15 protein-coding genes are annotated in these 19,550 nt (G+C 65.4%); 9 read left to right on the top strand and 6 right to left on the bottom strand.

Features of this window, described 5'->3' with window-relative positions; translation table 11 throughout:
* Positions 1 to 48: 48 nt before the first annotated feature.
* From ACPGXI_RS07945 to aspS, 5 genes are all read right to left on the bottom strand, one after another.
* A complete protein-coding gene (locus tag ACPGXI_RS07945; protein WP_526651562.1) occupies positions 49 to 1,074 on the bottom strand; it encodes a zinc-binding metallopeptidase family protein in 1,026 nt (341 codons plus the stop codon).
* Positions 1,067 to 1,999: a transglutaminase-like domain-containing protein gene (locus ACPGXI_RS07950; protein WP_526651564.1), complete on the bottom strand. Its 933-nt coding sequence runs from the start codon at positions 1,997 to 1,999 to the stop codon at positions 1,067 to 1,069. The genes ACPGXI_RS07945 and ACPGXI_RS07950 overlap by 8 nt, the downstream gene beginning before the upstream one ends.
* Positions 1,996 to 4,701 (bottom strand): circularly permuted type 2 ATP-grasp protein, encoded by a 2,706-nt coding sequence (locus ACPGXI_RS07955; RefSeq protein WP_526651566.1) that lies wholly within the window; start codon positions 4,699 to 4,701, stop codon positions 1,996 to 1,998. Before ACPGXI_RS07955 ends, ACPGXI_RS07950 begins: the two co-directional genes overlap by 4 nt.
* The gene (locus ACPGXI_RS07960) at positions 4,701 to 8,081 is read right to left on the bottom strand and encodes a transglutaminase family protein (protein WP_526651673.1); all 3,381 of its coding nucleotides are present in this window, start codon (positions 8,079 to 8,081) and stop codon (positions 4,701 to 4,703) included. Before ACPGXI_RS07960 ends, ACPGXI_RS07955 begins: the two co-directional genes overlap by 1 nt.
* Positions 8,082 to 8,173: 92 nt before the next feature.
* Positions 8,174 to 9,970 carry an aspartate--tRNA ligase gene (aspS, locus tag ACPGXI_RS07965; RefSeq protein WP_526651568.1) on the bottom strand — a complete coding sequence of 599 codons (1,797 nt, stop codon included), beginning with the start codon at positions 9,968 to 9,970 and terminating at the stop codon, positions 8,174 to 8,176.
* A gap of 123 nt (positions 9,971 to 10,093) precedes the next feature.
* Here aspS and ACPGXI_RS07970 point away from each other — a divergent pair, with 123 nt between their 5' ends.
* The 3 genes from ACPGXI_RS07970 (at position 10,094) to ACPGXI_RS07980 (ending at position 13,194) form a co-directional block, all read left to right on the top strand.
* Positions 10,094 to 10,600 carry an SRPBCC family protein gene (locus ACPGXI_RS07970; RefSeq protein ID WP_526651570.1) on the top strand — a complete coding sequence of 169 codons (507 nt, stop codon included), beginning with the start codon at positions 10,094 to 10,096 and terminating at the stop codon, positions 10,598 to 10,600.
* 76 nt (positions 10,601 to 10,676) lie between these two features.
* Entirely contained in the window at positions 10,677 to 11,567 is an 891-nt protein-coding gene (gene ypfJ / locus ACPGXI_RS07975; protein WP_526651572.1) for a KPN_02809 family neutral zinc metallopeptidase, read from the top strand.
* Positions 11,560 to 13,194, top strand: coding sequence for a DUF885 family protein (locus tag ACPGXI_RS07980; RefSeq protein WP_526651574.1), 1,635 nt, complete (start codon positions 11,560 to 11,562; stop codon positions 13,192 to 13,194). The genes ypfJ and ACPGXI_RS07980 overlap by 8 nt, the downstream gene beginning before the upstream one ends.
* 57 nt (positions 13,195 to 13,251) lie before the next feature.
* Here the strand turns inward: ACPGXI_RS07980 and ACPGXI_RS07985 are convergent, their stop codons facing one another.
* Positions 13,252 to 13,683 (bottom strand): Rv2576c family protein, encoded by a 432-nt coding sequence (locus tag ACPGXI_RS07985; protein WP_526651576.1) that lies wholly within the window; start codon positions 13,681 to 13,683, stop codon positions 13,252 to 13,254.
* A 269-nt stretch (positions 13,684 to 13,952) separates the two neighbouring features.
* Here ACPGXI_RS07985 and urtA point away from each other — a divergent pair, with 269 nt between their 5' ends.
* The 6 genes from urtA (at position 13,953) to ACPGXI_RS08015 (ending at position 19,540) form a co-directional block, all read left to right on the top strand.
* Entirely contained in the window at positions 13,953 to 15,218 is a 1,266-nt protein-coding gene (gene urtA, locus ACPGXI_RS07990; RefSeq protein ID WP_526651578.1) for an urea ABC transporter substrate-binding protein, read from the top strand.
* Positions 15,219 to 15,282: 64 nt separating this feature from the next.
* Positions 15,283 to 16,167: an urea ABC transporter permease subunit UrtB gene (gene urtB / locus ACPGXI_RS07995; protein ID WP_526651580.1), complete on the top strand. Its 885-nt coding sequence runs from the start codon at positions 15,283 to 15,285 to the stop codon at positions 16,165 to 16,167.
* Positions 16,164 to 17,288 carry an urea ABC transporter permease subunit UrtC gene (urtC, locus tag ACPGXI_RS08000; protein ID WP_526651582.1) on the top strand — a complete coding sequence of 375 codons (1,125 nt, stop codon included), beginning with the start codon at positions 16,164 to 16,166 and terminating at the stop codon, positions 17,286 to 17,288. The genes urtB and urtC overlap by 4 nt, the downstream gene beginning before the upstream one ends.
* A gap of 47 nt (positions 17,289 to 17,335) precedes the next feature.
* Positions 17,336 to 18,181 carry an urea ABC transporter ATP-binding protein UrtD gene (urtD, locus tag ACPGXI_RS08005; protein WP_526651584.1) on the top strand — a complete coding sequence of 282 codons (846 nt, stop codon included), beginning with the start codon at positions 17,336 to 17,338 and terminating at the stop codon, positions 18,179 to 18,181.
* Positions 18,182 to 18,874, top strand: coding sequence for an urea ABC transporter ATP-binding subunit UrtE (urtE, locus tag ACPGXI_RS08010; RefSeq protein WP_526651586.1), 693 nt, complete (start codon positions 18,182 to 18,184; stop codon positions 18,872 to 18,874).
* 132 nt (positions 18,875 to 19,006) lie between these two features.
* A complete protein-coding gene (locus ACPGXI_RS08015) occupies positions 19,007 to 19,540 on the top strand; it encodes a hypothetical protein (protein WP_526651588.1) in 534 nt (177 codons plus the stop codon).
* Positions 19,541 to 19,550 lie beyond the last annotated feature (10 nt).

Below are 19,550 nucleotides of genomic sequence, written 5' to 3' on the forward strand. Positions count from 1 at the left end.
GACCTAGGTCCGCCCGTGTGTTGCTCGTTAAGTCTGCGCTCGCCGGAGTCAGCCGGTGAGCTCCTCGATGACGGTGTGCACGAACCGTATCTTCTCCAGCACCGCCGGAGGCAGCACGAACGGGTAGAGGTCGTCCTTGCCCATTGACCGATTCACCATGTTCAGCGCCCAAGCCAGTGGCAGCCACGTTTCGATCATCGTATCGAATCCACTGGGTCCCAGCACTTTACGCTCCAGCGTCGCCCCCGCGCGGACCATCCCGAATGCGGCTGCGGTGTCGAGGGTGTCGCGGATGTGCAGATAGTGGGCGAACGTCTCGGCCCAGTCCTCGGCCGAATGCATGGTGGCGTAGGACGACACATAGTCACGCTGCCAGCCTTCCGGCGCGCCCTGGCTGTAGTGACGTTCCAGTGCAGCCTGGTAGTCGGAGTTGGGGTCCCCGAACAACTCGATGAAGCGTTGCCAGAAGCTGGTTGAGGTTCCGACCAGCCGATAGAAGTAATAGTGGCCGATCTCATGGCGGAAATGGCCGAGCAGCGTGCGGTACGGCTCATCCATCGAGATGCGGAGCTGTTCGCGATGCACGTCATCGCCTTCGGCGAGATCCAGTGTGATCACGCCGTTGTGGTGGCCGGTGAAGACCTGCTCCACCTGGCTGGAGAGCAGGTCGAAGGCCAGACCGTACACCGGGTCCTCGTCGCGCCCGACGATCGGCAGCTTCATCTCGTGCAGTTCGGCGATCAGTCGCCTTTTGGCTTTCTCGGCGGCCGCAAATCTCCCCAGGGCGACGGCATCGGCATCGTGGGGCCGGGTGCGGGTCAGCTCACACGACACACACCGCCTGGCGATCGGGCTCTTCTCGACCAACCAATTGCATTCGGCCAGATGCAGGTTCGCGCACAGCCGGTAGTGACTTTCATCGACTGCGCCTCCGTGTTCGCTCTGCGCAGGCGGCGCGATCACCAGCAGGGCCATGTCGTCGAGCGAAAATCCCAGAGCACTCTTGCAGCTGAGGCAGATCGAGTTCTCGAACGACAACCGTTGTCCACAGTTGGGACAATGGAAATCACGCACGCCGCACTTCCCCTACGTGCGGGGCCACGTCAACGGAAACGTCGATGACGCTGCTCTCCGCGTCCGTGTAGATGATGCCGCGAAGTGGCGGGACGTCGGCGTAATCGCGACCGAAACCCACAGTGACGTAGCGCTCGTCCACCATCTGGTCGTTTGTCGGGTCCAGCCCCAGCCAGATGTGCTGCGGCGTCCATACCGATGCCCAGGCGTGCGTGGCGTCGACGCCGACCATGCGTTCCTTTCCCGGCGGAGGGTCGGTGGCCAGATAGCCGGAGACATAGCTGGCGGCCAGACCGTTGGCGCGCAGACAGGCGATCGCGAGCCGAGCGAAGTCTTGGCAGACCCCTTCCCGGGCCGCCAGGACCTCGCCCACGTGCGTAGATACCGTCGTCGACCCGGACCGGTAGGTGAAGTCCGCATAGATCCGTGATGTCAACTCGCGCACTACCTCGATCAGCGGCCGGCCCGGTGTGAAACTCGGGGCTGCGTAGGCACGCACTTCCTCGGTGATTTCGGGAGGCTCCAGGTCCAGGGTGAACTCGGTGGCCAACGCACCGTCTGGGCCCACAGGCCGCGCGATCTCCCACGGCGCCCGCGCTGACGGCCCCTGATAGATGTCCGGGGGCGGCGGGTCCACCTCGACGACCGACCGGCTGGTGATGGCAAGCCTTCGGTGTCGTTTGGTGACATGGAAGTAGGAGCTCAGGTTGCCGTAGGCGTCCCGACTGGTAGAGCTGTCCGACGCTTCGGGTTCGATCACGAGCTCGTGAAACAGACAGCGCTGGCGCGCCGAGTCCCTGGGCGTCAGGAAGCCCCGGCCGTAGGAGCTGGTGACCACATCGGAGTACCGGTACACCGTGCGATGAGTGATCTGGTAACAACGGCTGGTGCTCGAGTCGGTGAGCCCATCGGGAAACGCCGTCACGGGACGACCACCCGTGCCTCGCGTCCCCACAGCGGCTGCATGCCGCCGGGCAACGAGAGGTGAGTCGCGGTGATGACACCGGAGAGCTCACTCAGGTCGTGGTGGATGCCGGCCAGTAGCCCGTCGAAGTCTTCTCGTTCGCCCGTGGCGGTGACCACCTCCAGCTCGGCGGGTTCGATGCGGCGCAATCGCATGGCGATCTCGTCGACCATCCGCTCGGGCCGCGACGACCCCGATGCGCCGGGCAAGGAATTGAGGTTGGTCCGCAAGCGATCCAGCTGGTACAGCAGCGAACGCGGGTTCTCCCCGTCGAACAACACCAACTCCGCCACGCCCGCCAAACTAACCACGCCTGGATTGCGTCGGCGGTAGATGACCACGGATTCGCAGGCGATCAGAGTCGACTCCGTGATGGTCGCTTCAGCGTCAGGTAGCCGAGCCGTGGTCAGGGTGGCGCGCAAGAGGGCCGTGAGCGCCAGTCCGCGTTCGATTCGTTTGCCGATGTCCATCATCGTCCAGCCGACGTCGTGCACCATCGATTCGGCGACCACCCCGGAGAGCGCGAGCATGCCCGCCAGGGTGAGGGTGTTCGTCGATGCCAGGAACGCGTCGCCCTCGGCCCGGGACTCCGGCGGAGTCTCCGGCCCGTGCAGCAGGGCCCGCTCGAGCGCGGACAGCACCATCCAGGTGTCGTTGGACATTTGGTCACGCACCGACCTGGCGGCCAGGCCGAGCCGCTCAACGGACTGCGCCAGCGAGCCCGAACGGTACCGGTCCGCGGTCAAAGACCACAGGGTGGTCGGGGCGGTGGCCACCATTTCGACGTAGTCGCTGCCCGCACCCGTGTCAGTTCCGGTGATCGCGCCCAACGCTGTCAGGAGCACCGGAACGCACTCGCTGCCCGGCATCGTGCGGCGGTAGCGGAACTCGTGATACCGCTCGCGGGTGACCGTCAACAACCGGGCCATGTTCTCGGCCCGTTCGGCATACCGGCCGATCCAATACAGGTCGGACAGCACTCGCGGTGAACTGATGTCACGTGTCGGACTCGAGGTGATCACTGTGGGGGGCAAACCGGTAGCGTCGTCGAGCGTCGACGGCTCGGCTGACGTCACCGAGACCTTTTCGGCCCTCACCCGTGTCGGCGTGCGCACCCAAATATCCTTGGCTGCAACAGTATTGAGGCGATAGGCCGCAGTTCCCGGTGCCACCAGATAGCCGAGGCCACCGGTCATCGGAGCATAGCCACTGTGCTGAGCCACCGTGAACAAGCGCATGCCGACGCTCGACGAGGACAGCCCCCCGGGCAGGAAATCAGAAGGTGCCGAGGAGAACTGGGGCAGCTCCTGTCCCACCCACTGCCACGGAATGGCTTCGATTCGCGAGGCGAGTGCCTCGAGTTGTGCGGTCGACAGTTCCGGGCCGACGATCGGTTCACCGCCGGTGACCGGCTTGATCAGCAGCGAGGACAGATGTGCCAGCAGATGGGAACGCTCGACGTCGATGCCACCCCAATACATCGGCGCGGTCGCCAGCAGCGGCGTCTCGTCGAGCAGTTCCTCGGCGAGTTCCGGCAGAAACCGAAGCAGCCCAGGGCTTTCCATCACGCCGCTGCCGAGGGTGTTGACCACCGTCACCGCGCCGCGGCGCAGCACCTCGACCAGACCCACCACCCCCAGCCGTGAGTCAGTCTTGAGCTCGAGCGGGTCGGCATAGGCGGCATCAACCCGACGCAGCACCACGTCCACCCGTTGGAGGGTCCCCATCGATCGCATCCACAGTTTGCCGTCGCGCACAACCAGATCGGCACTCTCGACCAGCGGAAGCCCCAGCGCGCCGGCCAGATAGGCCTGGTCGAACGCCGTCTCGGAATAGATGCCCGGGCTCAGCACGACCACGACCGGTGTCTCTGCCGATTCCGGCGCGGCATCGACCAGCGCCAACCGCAAGGCCTGCGCCCACGGCGAGGCAGGACTGGGCCCGATCTCCTCGTAGAGGTCCGGGATCGCGTTCGCGACCACACGGCGGTCCGCCAGCGCGTAGCCGGCCCCGGAGGGCGCTTGGGTCCAATCGGCGTTGACCTGAAACTCCCCCGACGAGCTTCTGCTGATATCGCATCCATGCATGAACAGCTGATGGCGGCCCGGCACCTCGATGCCGCGGGCGGCCCGAACGTAGCCGGGGTGCGCGAACAGCAGTTGCGGAGGCAGCAGGCCGCCGGTGATCGTGCGCCGCGCACCGTAGACGTCGGTCAGCACGGCATCCAGCAGCCTCGAGCGTTGCACCAGACCGGATTCCAGGGTGTCCCAGTCGGCAGCCGAGATCACCAGCGGGATCGCGTCGAGCTGCCACGGCCCCGGCACCATGGTTCCGTCCCCGGTGGTGATCGCATCGCCTTTGTGGTCGACCTGGATGTAGGTGATGCCGTCGTTGTCGATGAGGCTGCGTACCACCGCCCGCAACTGGTCCAGGCCGCTGCGGCCGCGTTCGCGCGCAAAGTCGGCCAGTTCCACCCAACCCGGCCGAACGTCGCCGGCCGCATCCACGAATTCGTCGTAGCCGGCGGCCGCGCCGTGCAGTGGGGGCTGGACGTCGAACAGCGCCTGCTGGGGCCGTACGGTGGGATCCGACGCCGGCAGGTTGTCCAAGTCGATCCCCCCGACCCCCGGCGGCGGTGTGGGACCTGTTGCGGGAAATGCCATTACCGCAGTACGGTACGCACTCGTCGCAGATCCAAGACCCCCGGCGCGCCCACATCGGTCGATTGGCGGGCCTGCTTCTCCCGTAGCCCCGCCAGGTCCGCCTCACCCGGTGTGAAACCGCTGGCCTCGAACCGGCGACCGCGCCGCGACTCTGCCTCGACGGCGTTGACCGGCGGAGAGTCGTAGCTGCGCCCACCGGGGTGCGCCACGTGGTAGGTGCAGCCGCCCCGGGACACTCCGCTCACGGCGTCGACGAGTTCGAAACGCAGCGGGCCATCAACGGTGATCGTCGGGTGCAGCGCGCTGGGCGGCTGCCAGGCCCGGAAGCGCACCCCCCCGACCTGCACGTCGGGGTTGTCGGTTGGCAGCATCGGAATCGGATGGCCGTTGGCGGTGACGATGAAGCGCTGCCGGTCGGCGCCGATGAGCCTGAGCTGGATCCGTTCCACCGACGAATCGACGTAGCGAGCCGTGCCGCCGGCCGTCGACTCCTCACCGAGCACGTTCCACGGCTCGATCGCGCCGCGCAGCTCGATCTCCACACCGCCGAAGACCGCCGTTCCGATCCGCGGGAACCGGAACTCGGTGAAGGGGTCCAGCCAGCTGGTATCGAAATCGATGCCGTGCGCCCGCAGGTCAGCGGCCACCTCGCCGATATCCTGAATCAGGAAGTGCGGCAGCAGATATCGGCCGTGCAGGTTGGCGCCGTGCCGAATCAGCGGGGCGCGCAGGGGTGCCTCCCAGAACCGCGCCACCAGAGAACGCACAAGTAGCGACTGCACCATCGCCATCTGGTAGTGCGGCGGCATTTCGAAACCGCGCAACTCGAGCAGTCCGAGCCGGCCGCGGGCGCTGTCAGGGCTGTAGAGCTTGTCGATGCAGAACTCGGCGCGATGGGTGTTTCCGGTGATGTCGGTGAGCAGATGCCGCAGCGCCCGATCGGTGACCCACGGAGCGGAGCTTGCGGAGCGACCGTGACCCGGTTTCGCGGGCGCCGTGTGACCGCCGGAAGAAGGAGCGAGCCGCTCTATTTCGGCGAATGCGATCTCGAGTTCGTAGAGGGAATTCAGGCGGCCCTCGTCGACCCGGGGAGCTTGCGATGTCGTGCCGATGAACCGGCCGGCGAACAGGTAGGACAGCGACGGGTGACGTTGCCAGTACGTCAACAACGAGACGAGCAGGTCCGGACGACGCAGCATGGGCGAGTCCGCGGGGGTGCGGCCGCCGAGGGTGATGTGGTTACCGCCGCCGGTCCCGCCGTGGGTGCCGTCCACATCGAACGACTCGGTGGAGAGACGCGCCTGACGCGCCTCTTCGTACAGCGTAGCCAGTTGCTCCCGTTGCTCGGCGAAGCTTGCCGCCGGTGCCACATTGACCTCGATGACACCCGGGTCGGGCGTGATGGACATCGAGCACAGCCGCGCATCTGCGGGCGGACCGTAGCCCTCGATCACCAGCGGACAGCCGACCCGGGCTGCAGCGCGCTCGATCCGCTGAATCAGATCGACGAAATCGTCCAATTCCTCAGTGGGCGGCATGAATACGTAGAGCAGGCCCTCCCGGATCTCGGCCACCAGCGCGGTCCTGGGCAGGCTCTCGGCATCCTCCACCACAGCGCGATCGTCTTCCTCGTCTCCGGGCGGCTCCACTTCGCGGGCCCGGAGCGCGGACCGGGCCAGGGTCGGATCCGAATCAAAGGCCACCGGCGGCGGTTCCCAGCTGATCGAGTCCAACGGCAGCCGCATCCCGGCGGGCGAATCGCCTTCCAGCAGCACGATGCGGCCGCGGCGCAGCTTCCAGTCGGCACTGGCCCAGCCCGACCCGTCTTCGCGGCGGTGCAAGGGCAGCACATAGGTGGCGGGTTCGGTGATCGGCTCCTCGAGTCTCGCCAGCAGCGCGGCGCGGGCAGCGGGACTATCGGATTCCAGGTCGTCCTCGCCGGCGACCGGATCGCCCTCGGGTTGCCGGACCGCCGCGGCCAGCCGGCTCAGCGGGTCCTCGAACACCGGGCGGACCTGGCTGGCGGGCAGGCCCAGCCCGCCGGCGACACCGTCGAGGAGTTGACGGCCTGCGTCGGGGGCCAGCGCAGCCGTGTGCGGTTGCTCGAGCCACGGGTCGGCCAACAGCGCTTCGTCGGTCCATAGCGGTTCGCCGTCTGCCCGCCACAACAACCCGATCTGCCAGCGTGGCAGCGGCTCCCCGGGGTACCACTTGCCCTGCCCGCGCTGCACCAGACCCTGCGGAGCCCAGATCTTCTTCAGTCGCGCGGCCAGCGCCGAGGCCCGTTCGCGCTTGTGCTCGCCGTCGGCGTCGGTCGTCCACTCCGGATCGACCTGATTGTCGATCGAGACGAACGTGGGCTCGCCGCCGACGGTGAGCCGCACGTCACCGGCGGCCAACCGTTCGTCGACGCGGGCACCGAGCGCGTTGATCTCCGCCCACGCCTGTGCGGTGTACGGAAGCGTGACACGCGGATCCTCGTGTACCCGAGTGACGACATTGCTGAATTCCAAGGTGGTTTCGCACGGCTCCGTCGCACCGGTGATAGGTGCCGCGGACTCGGGATGGGGGGTTGCCGACAGCGGAATATGGCCCTCACCGGCGAACAGACCCGAGGTGGGGTCCAAGCCGATCCAACCGGCGCCCGGGATGTACACCTCGGTCCAGGCGTGCAGATCGGTGAAATCGGCCACTGGCCCCGACGGCCCATCGAGCGCCTCGATATCGGAAGTCAGCTGAACCAGGTAACCCGAGACGAATCGGGCCGCCAGCCCCATCTGTCGCAGAATCGACACCAATAGCCACGCCGAGTCCCGGCAGGATCCGATCCCGGTGCTCAGCGTGAAGTCGGGTGTCTGGACGCCGGCCTCCATCCGGACGCTGTAGCCGACGTCGGCGTTGACCGCATGATTGAGCGCGACCAGGAAATCGATGGTGCGGGTGCCCGGCGCGACGGAGAAGTTGCTCACCCACGCCTCGGCGAGGTCACCGGGGCCCGAGGCCTCATCGCCCTCGTCGACCGGTCTCAGATAGGGCTTGAGGTCCTCGGCCAGTGCCTTCGGGTACTCGAAACCGACAGTCTCGGCGTAATCCTCGATGAAGAAATCGAACGGGTTGATCACCTTCAGATCGGCGATCAACCCGACCGCGATGGTCAGACTGCGGGTACGCGTCGGGAAGACCAGCCGGCCCATGTAGTTGCCGAAGGCGTCCTGCTGCCAGTTGACGAAGTGGTCGGCGGGTTCGACCTGCAGTGAGTAGGCCTCGATCGGGGTGCGCGAGTGCGGCGCCGGACGCAACCGCACGACGTGCGGATACACCTCCACGAGGCGGTCAAATGTGTAACTGGTGCGGTGCTCCAGCGCCACCTTGATACCCATAGCTCTGAATCCCATCACACCCCAGACGGTGATGCAGCCGCATCACGTTCTGAGACCGGTGCCGATGGGCTCGAAGCTATGCGCGCGTCAGCTCAAACCGGCCGCGTCGTGTCCGGCTTTTCCGGCTTGGCATCTATTCCGGATTCCTTGCGCTGCTGCGGTGTGATCGGTGACGGCGCGTCGGTCAACGGGTCGACCCCGCCACCACTCTTGGGGAACGCGATGACCTCCCGGATTGAGTCCACACCCGCGAGCAGAGCGGTGATGCGGTCCCAGCCGAAGGCGATACCGCCGTGCGGTGGTGCGCCAAAGTCAAATGCTTCTAGGAGGAATCCAAATTTCTCGTTGGCCTCATCGGTGTCGATGCCCATCATCGCGAACACCCGCTCCTGGATGTCGCGACGGTGGATACGCAGCGAGCCGCCACCGATCTCGTTGCCGTTGCAGACGATGTCGTAGGCATCGGCCAGCGCCGCGCCCGGGTCGGTGTCGAAGGTAGCCACCGACTCGGGCTTGGGCGCGGTGAACGCGTGGTGCGCCGCAGTCCACGCGCCGGATCCCACAGCCACATCGCCGACGGCTGTCGCCTCGTCGGCGGCCTCGAACAACGGCCAGTCCACTACCCAGGTGAACGCCCAGGCGTTCGGGTCGATCAGTTCGAGACGCTTGGCGATCTCGATGCGGGTGGACCCCAGCAACGCGCGAGCCGACTTCGCGGATCCCGCGGAGAAGAAGACACAGTCGCCCGGGTTGGCGCCGACCTGGGCGGCCAAGCCATCGCGTTCGGCCGCGGAGAGGTTCTTGGCCACCGGACCGCCCAGCTCTCCGTCGTCACCGATCAACACATAGGCCAGTCCCTTGTGTCCCCGCTGTTTGGCGAACTCCTGCCATCCGTCCAGCGTGCGACGCGGCTGTGACGCACCGCCGGGCATGACCACGGCCCCGACATAGGCCGCTTGGAAAACCCGGAACGGAGTGTCGGAGAAGTAATCAGCGCACTCGACGAGTTCCAGACCGAAGCGCAGATCGGGCTTGTCCGTACCGAACCGACGCATCGCCTCGGAGTACCCGATCCGCGGCAGCGGAAGCGGCAGGTCGTACCCGACCAGTGCCCACAAGGCCCGCAGCACCTCTTCCGACACCGCGATGACGTCGTCGGCGTCGACGAAACTCATCTCCATGTCCAACTGGGTGAACTCGGGCTGCCGATCGGCCCGGAAGTCCTCGTCGCGGTAGCACCGGGCGATTTGGTAGTAGCGCTCCATTCCGGCCACCATCAGCAACTGCTTGAACAGCTGCGGACTCTGCGGCAGCGCGTAGAAGGACCCTGGCTGCAGCCGGGCGGGCACCAGGAAGTCGCGGGCACCTTCCGGCGTCGATCGGGTGAGGGTCGGCGTCTCGATCTCCACGAAATCGTGCGCGGCCAGCACCCCACGCGCGGCAGCATTCACCTGGGATCGCAATCGAATCACCTGACCTGGCCCTTCGCGACGCAGATCCAGGTAGCGGTATCTCAGGCGCGCTTCCTCACCCGCGGTCTCGTCCAGTTGGAACGGCAGCGGGGCACTCTCTCCCAGAACCGTCAGCGAGGCCGCGTTCACCTCGACTTCCCCGGTCGCGATCTCGGCGTTGGCGTTGCCGTCGGGCCGGATCTCCACCACCCCGGTGACGGTGATGCAGAACTCCGATCGCAACCGATGTGCCTGGGCCAGCACCTGACCCTCCTCCAGGCCCTCGCGGAAAACCACCTGGGCCACCCCGGAGGCGTCGCGGAGGTCGATGAAAATTACGCCGCCGTGGTCGCGACGGCGCGCCACCCAGCCGGCCAGCGTCACAATCTGGCCGGCATCGGCGGCGCGCAACGAACCGGCGGTGCGGGTGCGCAGCACGGAGTACTCCTCGAATCGGGGTTCTGAAACGACTGCTCAGTGTAAGGGGCGACCCCCGGCCCCCGACTAGACAGCTATCGTGATGTGTCTAGCAATGGTGGGCGGAACGAAAGGCGCGGGAAAATGGTCAGGCGTCACCCCTGCGAGCGTGTCGACCTGGATTTCGTCGACCGGGCGCCCTACCGGTTCGTCAGCACCGTCGACCTGGCGATCACGCCGGAGCAGCTCTTCGACGTGCTGGCCGACGAGACCTCATGGCCGCAGTGGGCGAGTGTCATCACCAAGGTGACGTGGACCAGTCCGCTACCCCGTGGCGTAGGCACCACCCGGACAGTCGACATGCTCGGCGGCATCACCGCAGACGAGGAATTCCTGGCCTGGGAACCCTTCACCCGGATGGCGTTTCGCTTCAATGAATCGACCACTGGCTCCGTCGCCGCCTTCGCCGAGGACTACCGCGTCCTACCCACTGCCAACGGTTGTCACCTGACCTGGATCATGGCCATGAAACCCAACGGCCTTGCGGGACGGTTCGGGCTGTTCACCGGTAGGCCCGTGATGGGCTGGATGTTCCAGCGATTTCTCTACAATCTGCGCCGGTATGCCGCCGAACGGTTCGCTGAATCGTAGTGTGCAAAATCGTAGTGTGCAAAGCTTGACCGACCTGGTTCCCAGGCTCGCCGGACAGAGTTGACGAGGTGGTGCGATGACCTTCAACGAGGGCATGCGGATCGACACAAGCACCACCTCCAGCAGCGGCGGGGGCCGGGGCCCGGGTCGGGGTATCGCGATCGGCGGCGGCCTGGGCGGCCTGCTGATCGTGGTGGTGGCGCTGTTCCTGGGCGTCGATCCCAGCACCGTCATCCCCCAGCAGGCTCAGATCAACACCCAGGATGTCAACGCCCCAGGGTTCGATCTGAGCCAGTGCAAAACCGGTGAGGACGCCAACCGCATCGTGCAGTGCCGCGTGGTGGCGACAGGCAACTCCGTTGACGCAGTCTGGCAGCAGCTGATGCCTGAATACGTTCGGCCTCAGATCGAGTTATTCAGCGGGCGGGTCAGCACCGGATGCGGGCCGGCGACCAGTAGTGTCGGGCCGTTCTACTGCCCAGTCGACCAGACGGCGTACTTCGACACCGACTTCTTCGATGTGCTGGTCGACCAGTTCGGCTCCAGCGGTGGCCCATTCGCGCAGGAGTATGTGGTCGCCCACGAGTTCGGCCATCACGTGCAGAATCTGCAGGGGGTGCTCGGCCGCGCCCAGCAGGACCCCAAGGGCGCCACCGGCGGAGGAGTCCGCACGGAGCTACAGGCGGACTGCTACGCGGGGGTGTGGGCGCACTATGCGGCCATCACCAAGCAGGAGGGCACCGACGTGGCGTTTCTTGAACCGTTGAGCGACAAGGACATCGCCGATGCGCTCTCGGCGGCCTCCGCTGTGGGCGACGACCGCATTCAGGAGGCCGCGACGGGCCGGGTGACTCCGGAGTCCTGGACCCACGGCTCTTCCGAGCAGCGACAAAAGTGGTTCACCGTTGGATATCAAACCGGCGACCCCGCCAAGTGCGACACGTTCGCCACCGACAACCTTGGCTAGGGCGGCCACGGCAGTCGACGCCGTCGCCGAGCGATACCTGAACGCCTTCGCAGCTCTCGACCCCTGCGCGGCAACAACATCAGGAATCACCGGATTCGACGACCAGATCACCGACTACTCCCCCGAAGGAGTGACCGCACGCGCCGAAGCCGCGCGCCAGGCGCTGAGGGAACTCGACAGTGCCCAACCAGTCGATGACGTCGACGTCGTCACCACTGCGGCGATGCGCGAGCGCTTGACCGTGCTGCTCGACATGCATGCCGCACAGTTGGACCTCGGCGAACTGAACGTGATCGCCTCGCCGCTGCAAACGATGCGCGATGTCTTCGACCTGATGGCCGCCGACACCGAAGACGACTGGGCGGTGATCAACCGCAGGCTCTCCTGCATCCCGCAACGGGTCGCCGACTATGCCGACGGACTGCGCGCCGCGGCATCCGCCGGGCGAGCACCGGCCACCCGCCAATTGCGAAGGGCTATCGAACAATCCGGCCAGATCCAGCGGCTGTTCATCGCAATGGTCGCCGACGCCGCCCCCGGCGACGACATTCTGCATGCCGAGTTGAGTCGGCACGCCGCGGACGCCGCGAATGCCTATGCTGGGCTGGCCACGGTGTTCTGCGACGATATCGGCCCGCACACCCGCGAAGAGGACGCCTGTGGACGTGATGCCTATGCGATCTTCTCGCGGGCCTTCCTCGGCACCGCGATCAACCTCGACGAGGCTTACCACTGGGGGCTCGATCAGCTCGAAAGCATTGTTGCCGAGCAGGACTCAATAGCCGACCGGCTCTACCCCGGCACCTCGGCAGCCGAAGCCCTGCGGCGACTGGACGGCGATCCCCGGTATGTCATCCACGGTACCGACGCACTCCAGCGGTGGATGCAGGATCTGTCTGATCGGGTGGTGGATTCGTTGGTCGGCCGACACTTCGACATCGCCGAACAACTGCGCAACCTGGAGTGTCGGATCGCGCCCACCCAAACCGGTGGCATCTACTACACCGGGCCATCCGAGGATCTGTCCCGACCCGGGCGGATGTGGTGGTCGGTCCCCGACGGTGTCGACACGTTCCATACGTGGCAGGAGACCACGACGGTGTTTCACGAGGGGGTGCCGGGCCACCATCTGCAGATCGGGCGCGCTGTGATGCTGGCCGATCAACTCAACCGGTGGCGCAGGCTCGGCTGCTGGGTATCCGGCCACGGCGAGGGGTGGGCGCTCTACGCCGAGCGCCTGATGGCCGACTTGGGCTGGCTCGATGATTCTGGAAACCGAATGGGAATGCTGGATGCCCAACGATTCCGGGCCGCGCGCGTGGTCATCGACATCGGAGTGCACTGCGGTCTTGCCGCGCCAGACGGCGGCATCTGGGATGTCGACCGAGCGTGGGCCTTCCTGAAGTCCCATAGCGCGATGGCAGATGAAAACCTTCGTTTCGAACTGGACCGCTATCTGAGCTGGCCCGGTCAGGCTCCGTCGTACGCCATCGGACAGCGGATCTGGCAGCAGCTACGTGACGAGACACAATCCAGGGGTATACCCCTCAAAGACTTCCACAGCCGGGCGCTGGATCTGGGCGGTCTACCGCTGGATGTCCTGCGCACGGCGGTGGCTGCCGACTGAGGGCAACGGGCAACCTCTACCCGAGGAATCACCACCGGCACAGCTGGCACCGAACGTTCACCACCGGGACAGCTGGCACCGCACGTTGTAAGGATCCTCGTGCTGCACGACGACCTCACCATCGACGGCGATGTCACAGCTGGCATTCGGCGCTGCCTGCCCGCCGCGGGTCGTGCTGCTGACGGTCAGGATCGCCCACTGCGGGTCTTCGAGCGTAGTTTCGAACACCCACGGCGCACCCGGAGCCACATTGACCTTCTCCCGTTTGGCAAACGCGTAGGCATCGGCGTTGAAGGCCTCCATGCTGGAAGGTTGAGACGTGAGATAGAACAGGTCGAACTCGTAGGCGCCTGCCGACGTGAGGGTGTAGCGGACCTGCTGCGAGGCCGGCTGAGCATTCGCCGTCGACTGGCCACCGGCAACCGATGCGGCGGCCAGCATCAGTGACACTGCGGCCGCCGCCCCTATCTTGGCTGTTGCTTTTCCCATGTCCGTCACATCGGCCTCCAATACCGGAATGTTACGTGCGGAACGCGATACCAGACAGCCGGCCTGGCTAACGGCAAACGAATACCTGGATTGCCAGCGGGTTAATTTGTTTGTGACACGCAGACACCTGCTAGAAACACGGGCGTTCTAACGTCGCGACTCGACACCCACCGAGGTGTCGTCGCTTCTGCGTTTTTATGCGCTCTGAAGTGCGCCGACCCAACGCCTCATCAGGCATTAAGCGCTGTTGACACCCAGAAAGGCTGTTCATGGAACACCCCCGACGCTCGTACTTCAGGCGATCCGCCCTAGCTGCAGGAAGTGCTGTAGCAGTAACCAGCCTGCTGCTGGCCGGGTGCGGCAGCAAGGCCACTGAGACGGACGCAGCAAATGCCGAGTCCTGCGTGGACACCTCCGGTGACACCATCAAGGTGGGCTCGTTGAACTCCTTGTCGGGCACCATGGCGATCTCCGAGGTCACCGTCCGCGACGCCATCAAGCTGGCGGTCGAGCAGATCAACGCCGACGGCGGCGTGCTGGGTAAGCAGATCGAGGTTGTTGGCGAGGACGGCGCGTCCGAGCCCACCGTCTTCGCCGAGAAGTCCGAGAAGCTGATCAGCAGCGACTGTGTCGCCGCGGTGTTCGGCGGCTGGACATCGTCGAGTCGCAAAGCCATGCTGCCGGTGTTCGAGGGCAACAACTCGTTGCTCTACTACCCTGTGCAGTACGAAGGCCTGGAGTCCTCCCCGAACATCTTCTATACCGGTGCGACAACCAACCAGCAGATCGTGCCTGCCCTTGACTACCTCAAGGAGAAAGGCACCAAGTCGCTGTACCTGGTGGGAAGCGACTACGTCTTTCCCCAGACCGCCAACCGCATCATCAGGGCATACGCCGACGCCAACGGAATCGAGATCAAGGGCGAGGACTACACACCCCTGGGCTCGACCGATTTCTCGACCATCGTCAACAAGATCCGCAGCGCCGACGCCGACGCGGTGTTCAACACCCTCAACGGCGACTCGAACGTGGCGTTCTTCCGGGAGTACAAGAACGTCGGCCTGACCCCGGAGGAGATGCCGGTGGTGTCGGTGTCGATCGCTGAGGAAGAGGTCGGCGGCATCGGCGTGCAGAACATCGAAGGCCAGCTCACGGCATGGGACTACTACCAGACCATCGACACTCCGGTGAACAACGAGTTCGTCAAGGCCTACAAGGACATGTACGGCGCCGACAAGCCGACATCGGACCCGATGGAGGCGGCCTATGTGTCGGTTTATCTATGGAAGAACACCGCCGAGAAGGCACAATCGTTCGACGTCAAGGCAATCCAGGACAACGCGGGCGGAGTCACCTTCGACGCCCCGGAGGGCCTCGTCACCATCGACGGCGAGAACCAGCACATCACCAAGACCGCGCGCATCGGTGAAATCCGTTCCGACGGCTTGATCTACACGATCTGGGAATCCCCCGAACCCATCGAGCCTGATCCATTCCTGAAGTCATACCCGTGGGCTGCCGGCCTGTCCGGCTGACATCAGGGGCGAGCGAAGCGACGGACAATAGTCCGTTGAGCGGAGCGACGGGAAGTACGTCCACGTGGACATCGTGATCGGACAGCTGGCAACAGGGTTGAGCCTCGGCTCGATCCTGTTGCTGGCCGCGCTGGGGTTGTCGCTGACCTTCGGCCAGATGGGCGTCATCAACATGGCGCACGGCGAATTCATCATGGCCGGCTGCTACACCGCCTACGTGGTGCAGCAGGTGGTATCCAGCGCCGGGACTTCGCTGTTCCTCTCGCTCATCGTCGGATTCTTCATCGGCGGCGCGATGGGCGCACTGCTGGAAGTAACGCTGATCCGGCGGATGTACTCCCGGCCCTTGGACACCTTGCTCGTGACCTTCGGGGTCGGGCTGATCCTGCAGCAGGTGGCGCGGGACATATTCGGCGCGCCCGCAGTCAACGTCGTAGCCCCCGAATGGTTGTCCGGGGGTGTGGACATCCTCGGCGCGGTGGTGCCCAAAACTCGCATCTTCATCCTGGTGCTCGCCATTCTCTGTGTCGCTGTGCTGGCCGCCGTATTGAAAGTCAGCCCCATGGGGCGCCGGATCAGGGCAGTGGTGCAGAACCGCGATCTCGCTGAAACCAGCGGTATTTCGTCCCGCAGGACCGACATCACCACGTTCTTCATCGGTTCCGGACTCGCCGCCGTGGCGGGAGTGGCGCTGACTCTGATCGGCTCCACCAGTCCGACGATCGGGCAGAGCTACCTTATCGACGCGTTCCTGGTCGTGGTCGTGGGCGGCCTGGGTCAGATCAAGGGCACCGTGATCGCTGCCTTCACGCTCGGCTTCCTGAACTCGTTCATCGAGTACAACACGACGGCCTCGCTGGCGAAGGTGATCGTCTTTGTGCTCATCGTGATCTTCCTGCAGGTTCGCCCGCAGGGTCTGTTCACCGTCCGGACGAGGAGTCTCGTATGAGGAGCCTTCTCGGTCGCTGGCAGACCTGGGCCGGGTTCGGCGTCGCCGCGGTGCTGCTATTCGGCGTGGCACCGGTTGCGTTGTCGGAGTTCCGACTCAGTCTGCTCGGCAAGTTCCTGTGCTTCGCCATCGTCGCGGTCGGTATCGGTCTGGCGTGGGGACGGGGCGGCATGCTGGTCCTGGGCCAGGGCGTCTTCTTCGGCCTCGGCGGCTACCTGATGGGGATGCACCTCAAGATCGCCGACGCCCAGATCTTCGGCAACGACGTGCCCGACTTCATGCAAATCGCCGGTGTGCGTGAACTTCCCGCATACTGGGCCCCGTTCGCCTCGCCGGCGTTCACCATGCTGGCTATCGTGTTGATTCCCACGGCGATCGCGGCAGCGCTCGGGCTAGGTGTTTTCAAGCGCCGGGTCAAAGGCGCCTACTTCGCGATCCTCTCCCAGGCGCTCGCGGCGGCCCTGGCCATCTTGCTGGTCGGCCAGACCACCCTCGGTGGCAGCAACGGACTCAACAGGTTCCGCACATTCTTCGGCTTCACGCTCAGCGATCCGGCGAATCGGCGGATGTTGTATTTCATCGCCGCCGGGGTCCTGCTGATCGTGGTCGCCGTGGTCCGCCAACTCATGCAGAGTCGCTACGGCGAACTGCTCGTCGCCGTGCGCGACGGCGAGGAACGAGTGCGCTTCCTGGGGTACGACCCAGCCAACATCAAGGTGGTGGCCTATACCGTCGCCGCGCTGTGCGCGAGTATCGCCGGTGCGTTGTTCGCGCCGATCGTCGGCTTCATCGCACCCTCTCAAGTCGGAATCCTGCCGTCCATCGCCTTCCTGATCGGCGTCGCCATCGGCGGCCGTACCACGCTGCTGGGGCCCGTATTGGGCGCCATCGGTGTGGCGTGGGCACAAACCCTGTTCTCCGAACGCTTTCCGTCGGAATGGACCTACGCCCAGGGGCTACTGTTCATCGTGGTCGTCGGATTCTTCCCCGCCGGTTTCGCCGGGCTGGGGGTCCTACTCAAACGGAGGCGCACAGCCACGAACACGTCCGAGGGCGAATCCGGGCAGACACCCGAAGTCGACCCCGGCCCCGACTCGGACAAGGTGGGAGCCACCTCATGACCGGGACTACCTCATGACCGGGACTACCTCATGACCGGGATTGCCTCATGACCGAAGCACATGGCGTGACCCCGGAACGTGAACCGGTTGCCGGCGGCAACGTCGGTATGGGAACCGAGTACCTCGAAGTATGCGGCTTGACAGTCGATTTCGACGGCTTCAAGGCGGTTACCGACGTCGACCTCACCTTGTTCCAGGGCGACCTGCGGTTCCTGATCGGACCCAACGGCGCAGGCAAGACCACAGTGATCGACGCAATCACCGGGCTGGTGCCGGCATCTGGTTCAGTCAGCAAGTCCGGCGTGGAATTGCTGGGTAAGAAAGTGCACCAGATCGCCCGCCGCGGTGTCGGGCGGACGTTCCAGACCGCTAGCGTGTTCGAGCAGCTGACCGTGCTGCAGAACCTCGACATCGCCGCCGGCGCCCACCGATCGCCGTGGACCTTGCTGCGCAGGCGCAGTGGCGTTCTCCCGGTGATCGAGCAGACCTTGGAGACCATCGGGCTCACCGGCATGGCCGAGCAGCCCGCCGGCGTCCTCGCACACGGGCAGAAGCAGTGGTTGGAGATCGGCATGCTGCTGGTCCAGAACTCCGACGTGCTGCTGCTCGACGAGCCGGTGGCCGGTATGAGCCACGAAGAACGCGAGGAGACGGGAAATCTATTGCGGCGCATAGGTGCCGAGCGCACAGTAGTGGTGGTCGAGCACGATATGGACTTCATGCGCGCGTTCGCGACATCGGTCACCGTGCTGGCCCGCGGACAGGTGATCGCCCAGGGCTCAGTCGCCGAGGTGCAGGCCAACCCCAAGGTTCAAGAGGTATATCTGGGAACGGCCGCCGCCGGTGCTGACGGGTCTCCCGAGGAAATCACCGATCAGGCGGAGGCTCCCTAGATGCTGCAACTCGTTGACGTGCACAGCGGTTACGGCCGCTCTGAGGTCATCCACGGGGTGAGCGTCGAGGTGCCCGCCAACGGGGTGGCGGCTGTGATGGGGCACAACGGGGCTGGTAAGACCACCCTGCTGCGAGCGGCAGTGGGCCTGCTCAGGTGCAACTCGGGCAGAGTGCTGTTCGAGGGGCAGGACATCACCAAGCTGCGCCCGTCCGCGCGGGTGGCCCGCGGCCTGGCTTATGTCCCGCAAGGTCAGCAATCGTTCGGACAACTGACCACCGCCGAGAACCTGCAGGTCGTCGCCGACGGCCGAAAGAACGGAAAGCGGCTCATCGACGAGCAACTCGATCTCTTCCCAGCGCTCAAGGAACTGATGAGCCGACGGGCCGGGCTGCTCTCCGGTGGTCAGCGCCAACAACTCGCGATCGCGCGGGCCCTCATCACAACGCCGAAATGCCTCATTCTGGACGAGCCGACCGAGGGCATCCAGCCGTCGGTCGTGAGTGAGATCGAGCAGACGATCACCGCGCTGACCGCCCGCGGCGACCTTGGCGTCCTACTGGTCGAACAGCACATCGGCTTCGCGCTGGAGGCCTCGCAGCAGTACTACGTTGTCGAGGCCGGGCGGGTCACCTCCAGCGGCACCGGTGGTTTGTCCTCCGAAGAAGACGTACGCGCCGCCATGGCTATCTAGCTCCCCTGTCCATCTAGCCCCCTTGTCCATCTAGCCCCCTTGTCCGGCGAGCGCGCGCGTCAGTACAGCGACACACCGCGTTTAGCGGGCAAACCTGCACGCTCGCCGGCGACGGGATGGGAGGCTCAGCGCATGGATATCCCCTCGCAACCTCGGATACTGTCCGACACCGGCGGGCTCGTGGTGACCGATGACGGACGGCGGGTCAATATCATCGACCGTGCCACCGGTAAGTTGTCGACCCTCGCCTTCTTGCTCGGGGTGACAGCCCTCGTGGTCGGCGGATTCGGCGCGGTTGCGCTGGCTACAGGTGCTCCTTCACCGGCCCTGGGAGGGATCTTCTTGGCGATCGGCCTGGTCGTCGCTGCCGCGGCGGCCGTTGCCGTGCGCAAGGTGAAACGCCGGCGCACCCAACCGCTGGGCAGCTGCAGCTCGGTGGCGGTGCTGGATCGCAAGTTGGGCGTGTTCACCGTGACCGGCGGCGCGCTGCTACCGCTGGATCAGGTGAACTTCGCCCGACGGATGCAGCTCGGCTCGAGCTCGTCCAAGCTCGTCGCGATCACACCCAACGCCGCATTCGTCCTCAAACGAGGCAACCCCTTCGACGGCAGCATGGGCGAGGTCGACCGGATACTCAATGACATCGCAAGGGGCAGCAGCCGCTAACGGTGTGGAC

Source organism: Mycobacterium sp., from assembly GCF_049608025.1.
Taxonomy (GTDB): Bacteria; Actinomycetota; Actinomycetes; order Mycobacteriales; family Mycobacteriaceae; genus Mycobacterium.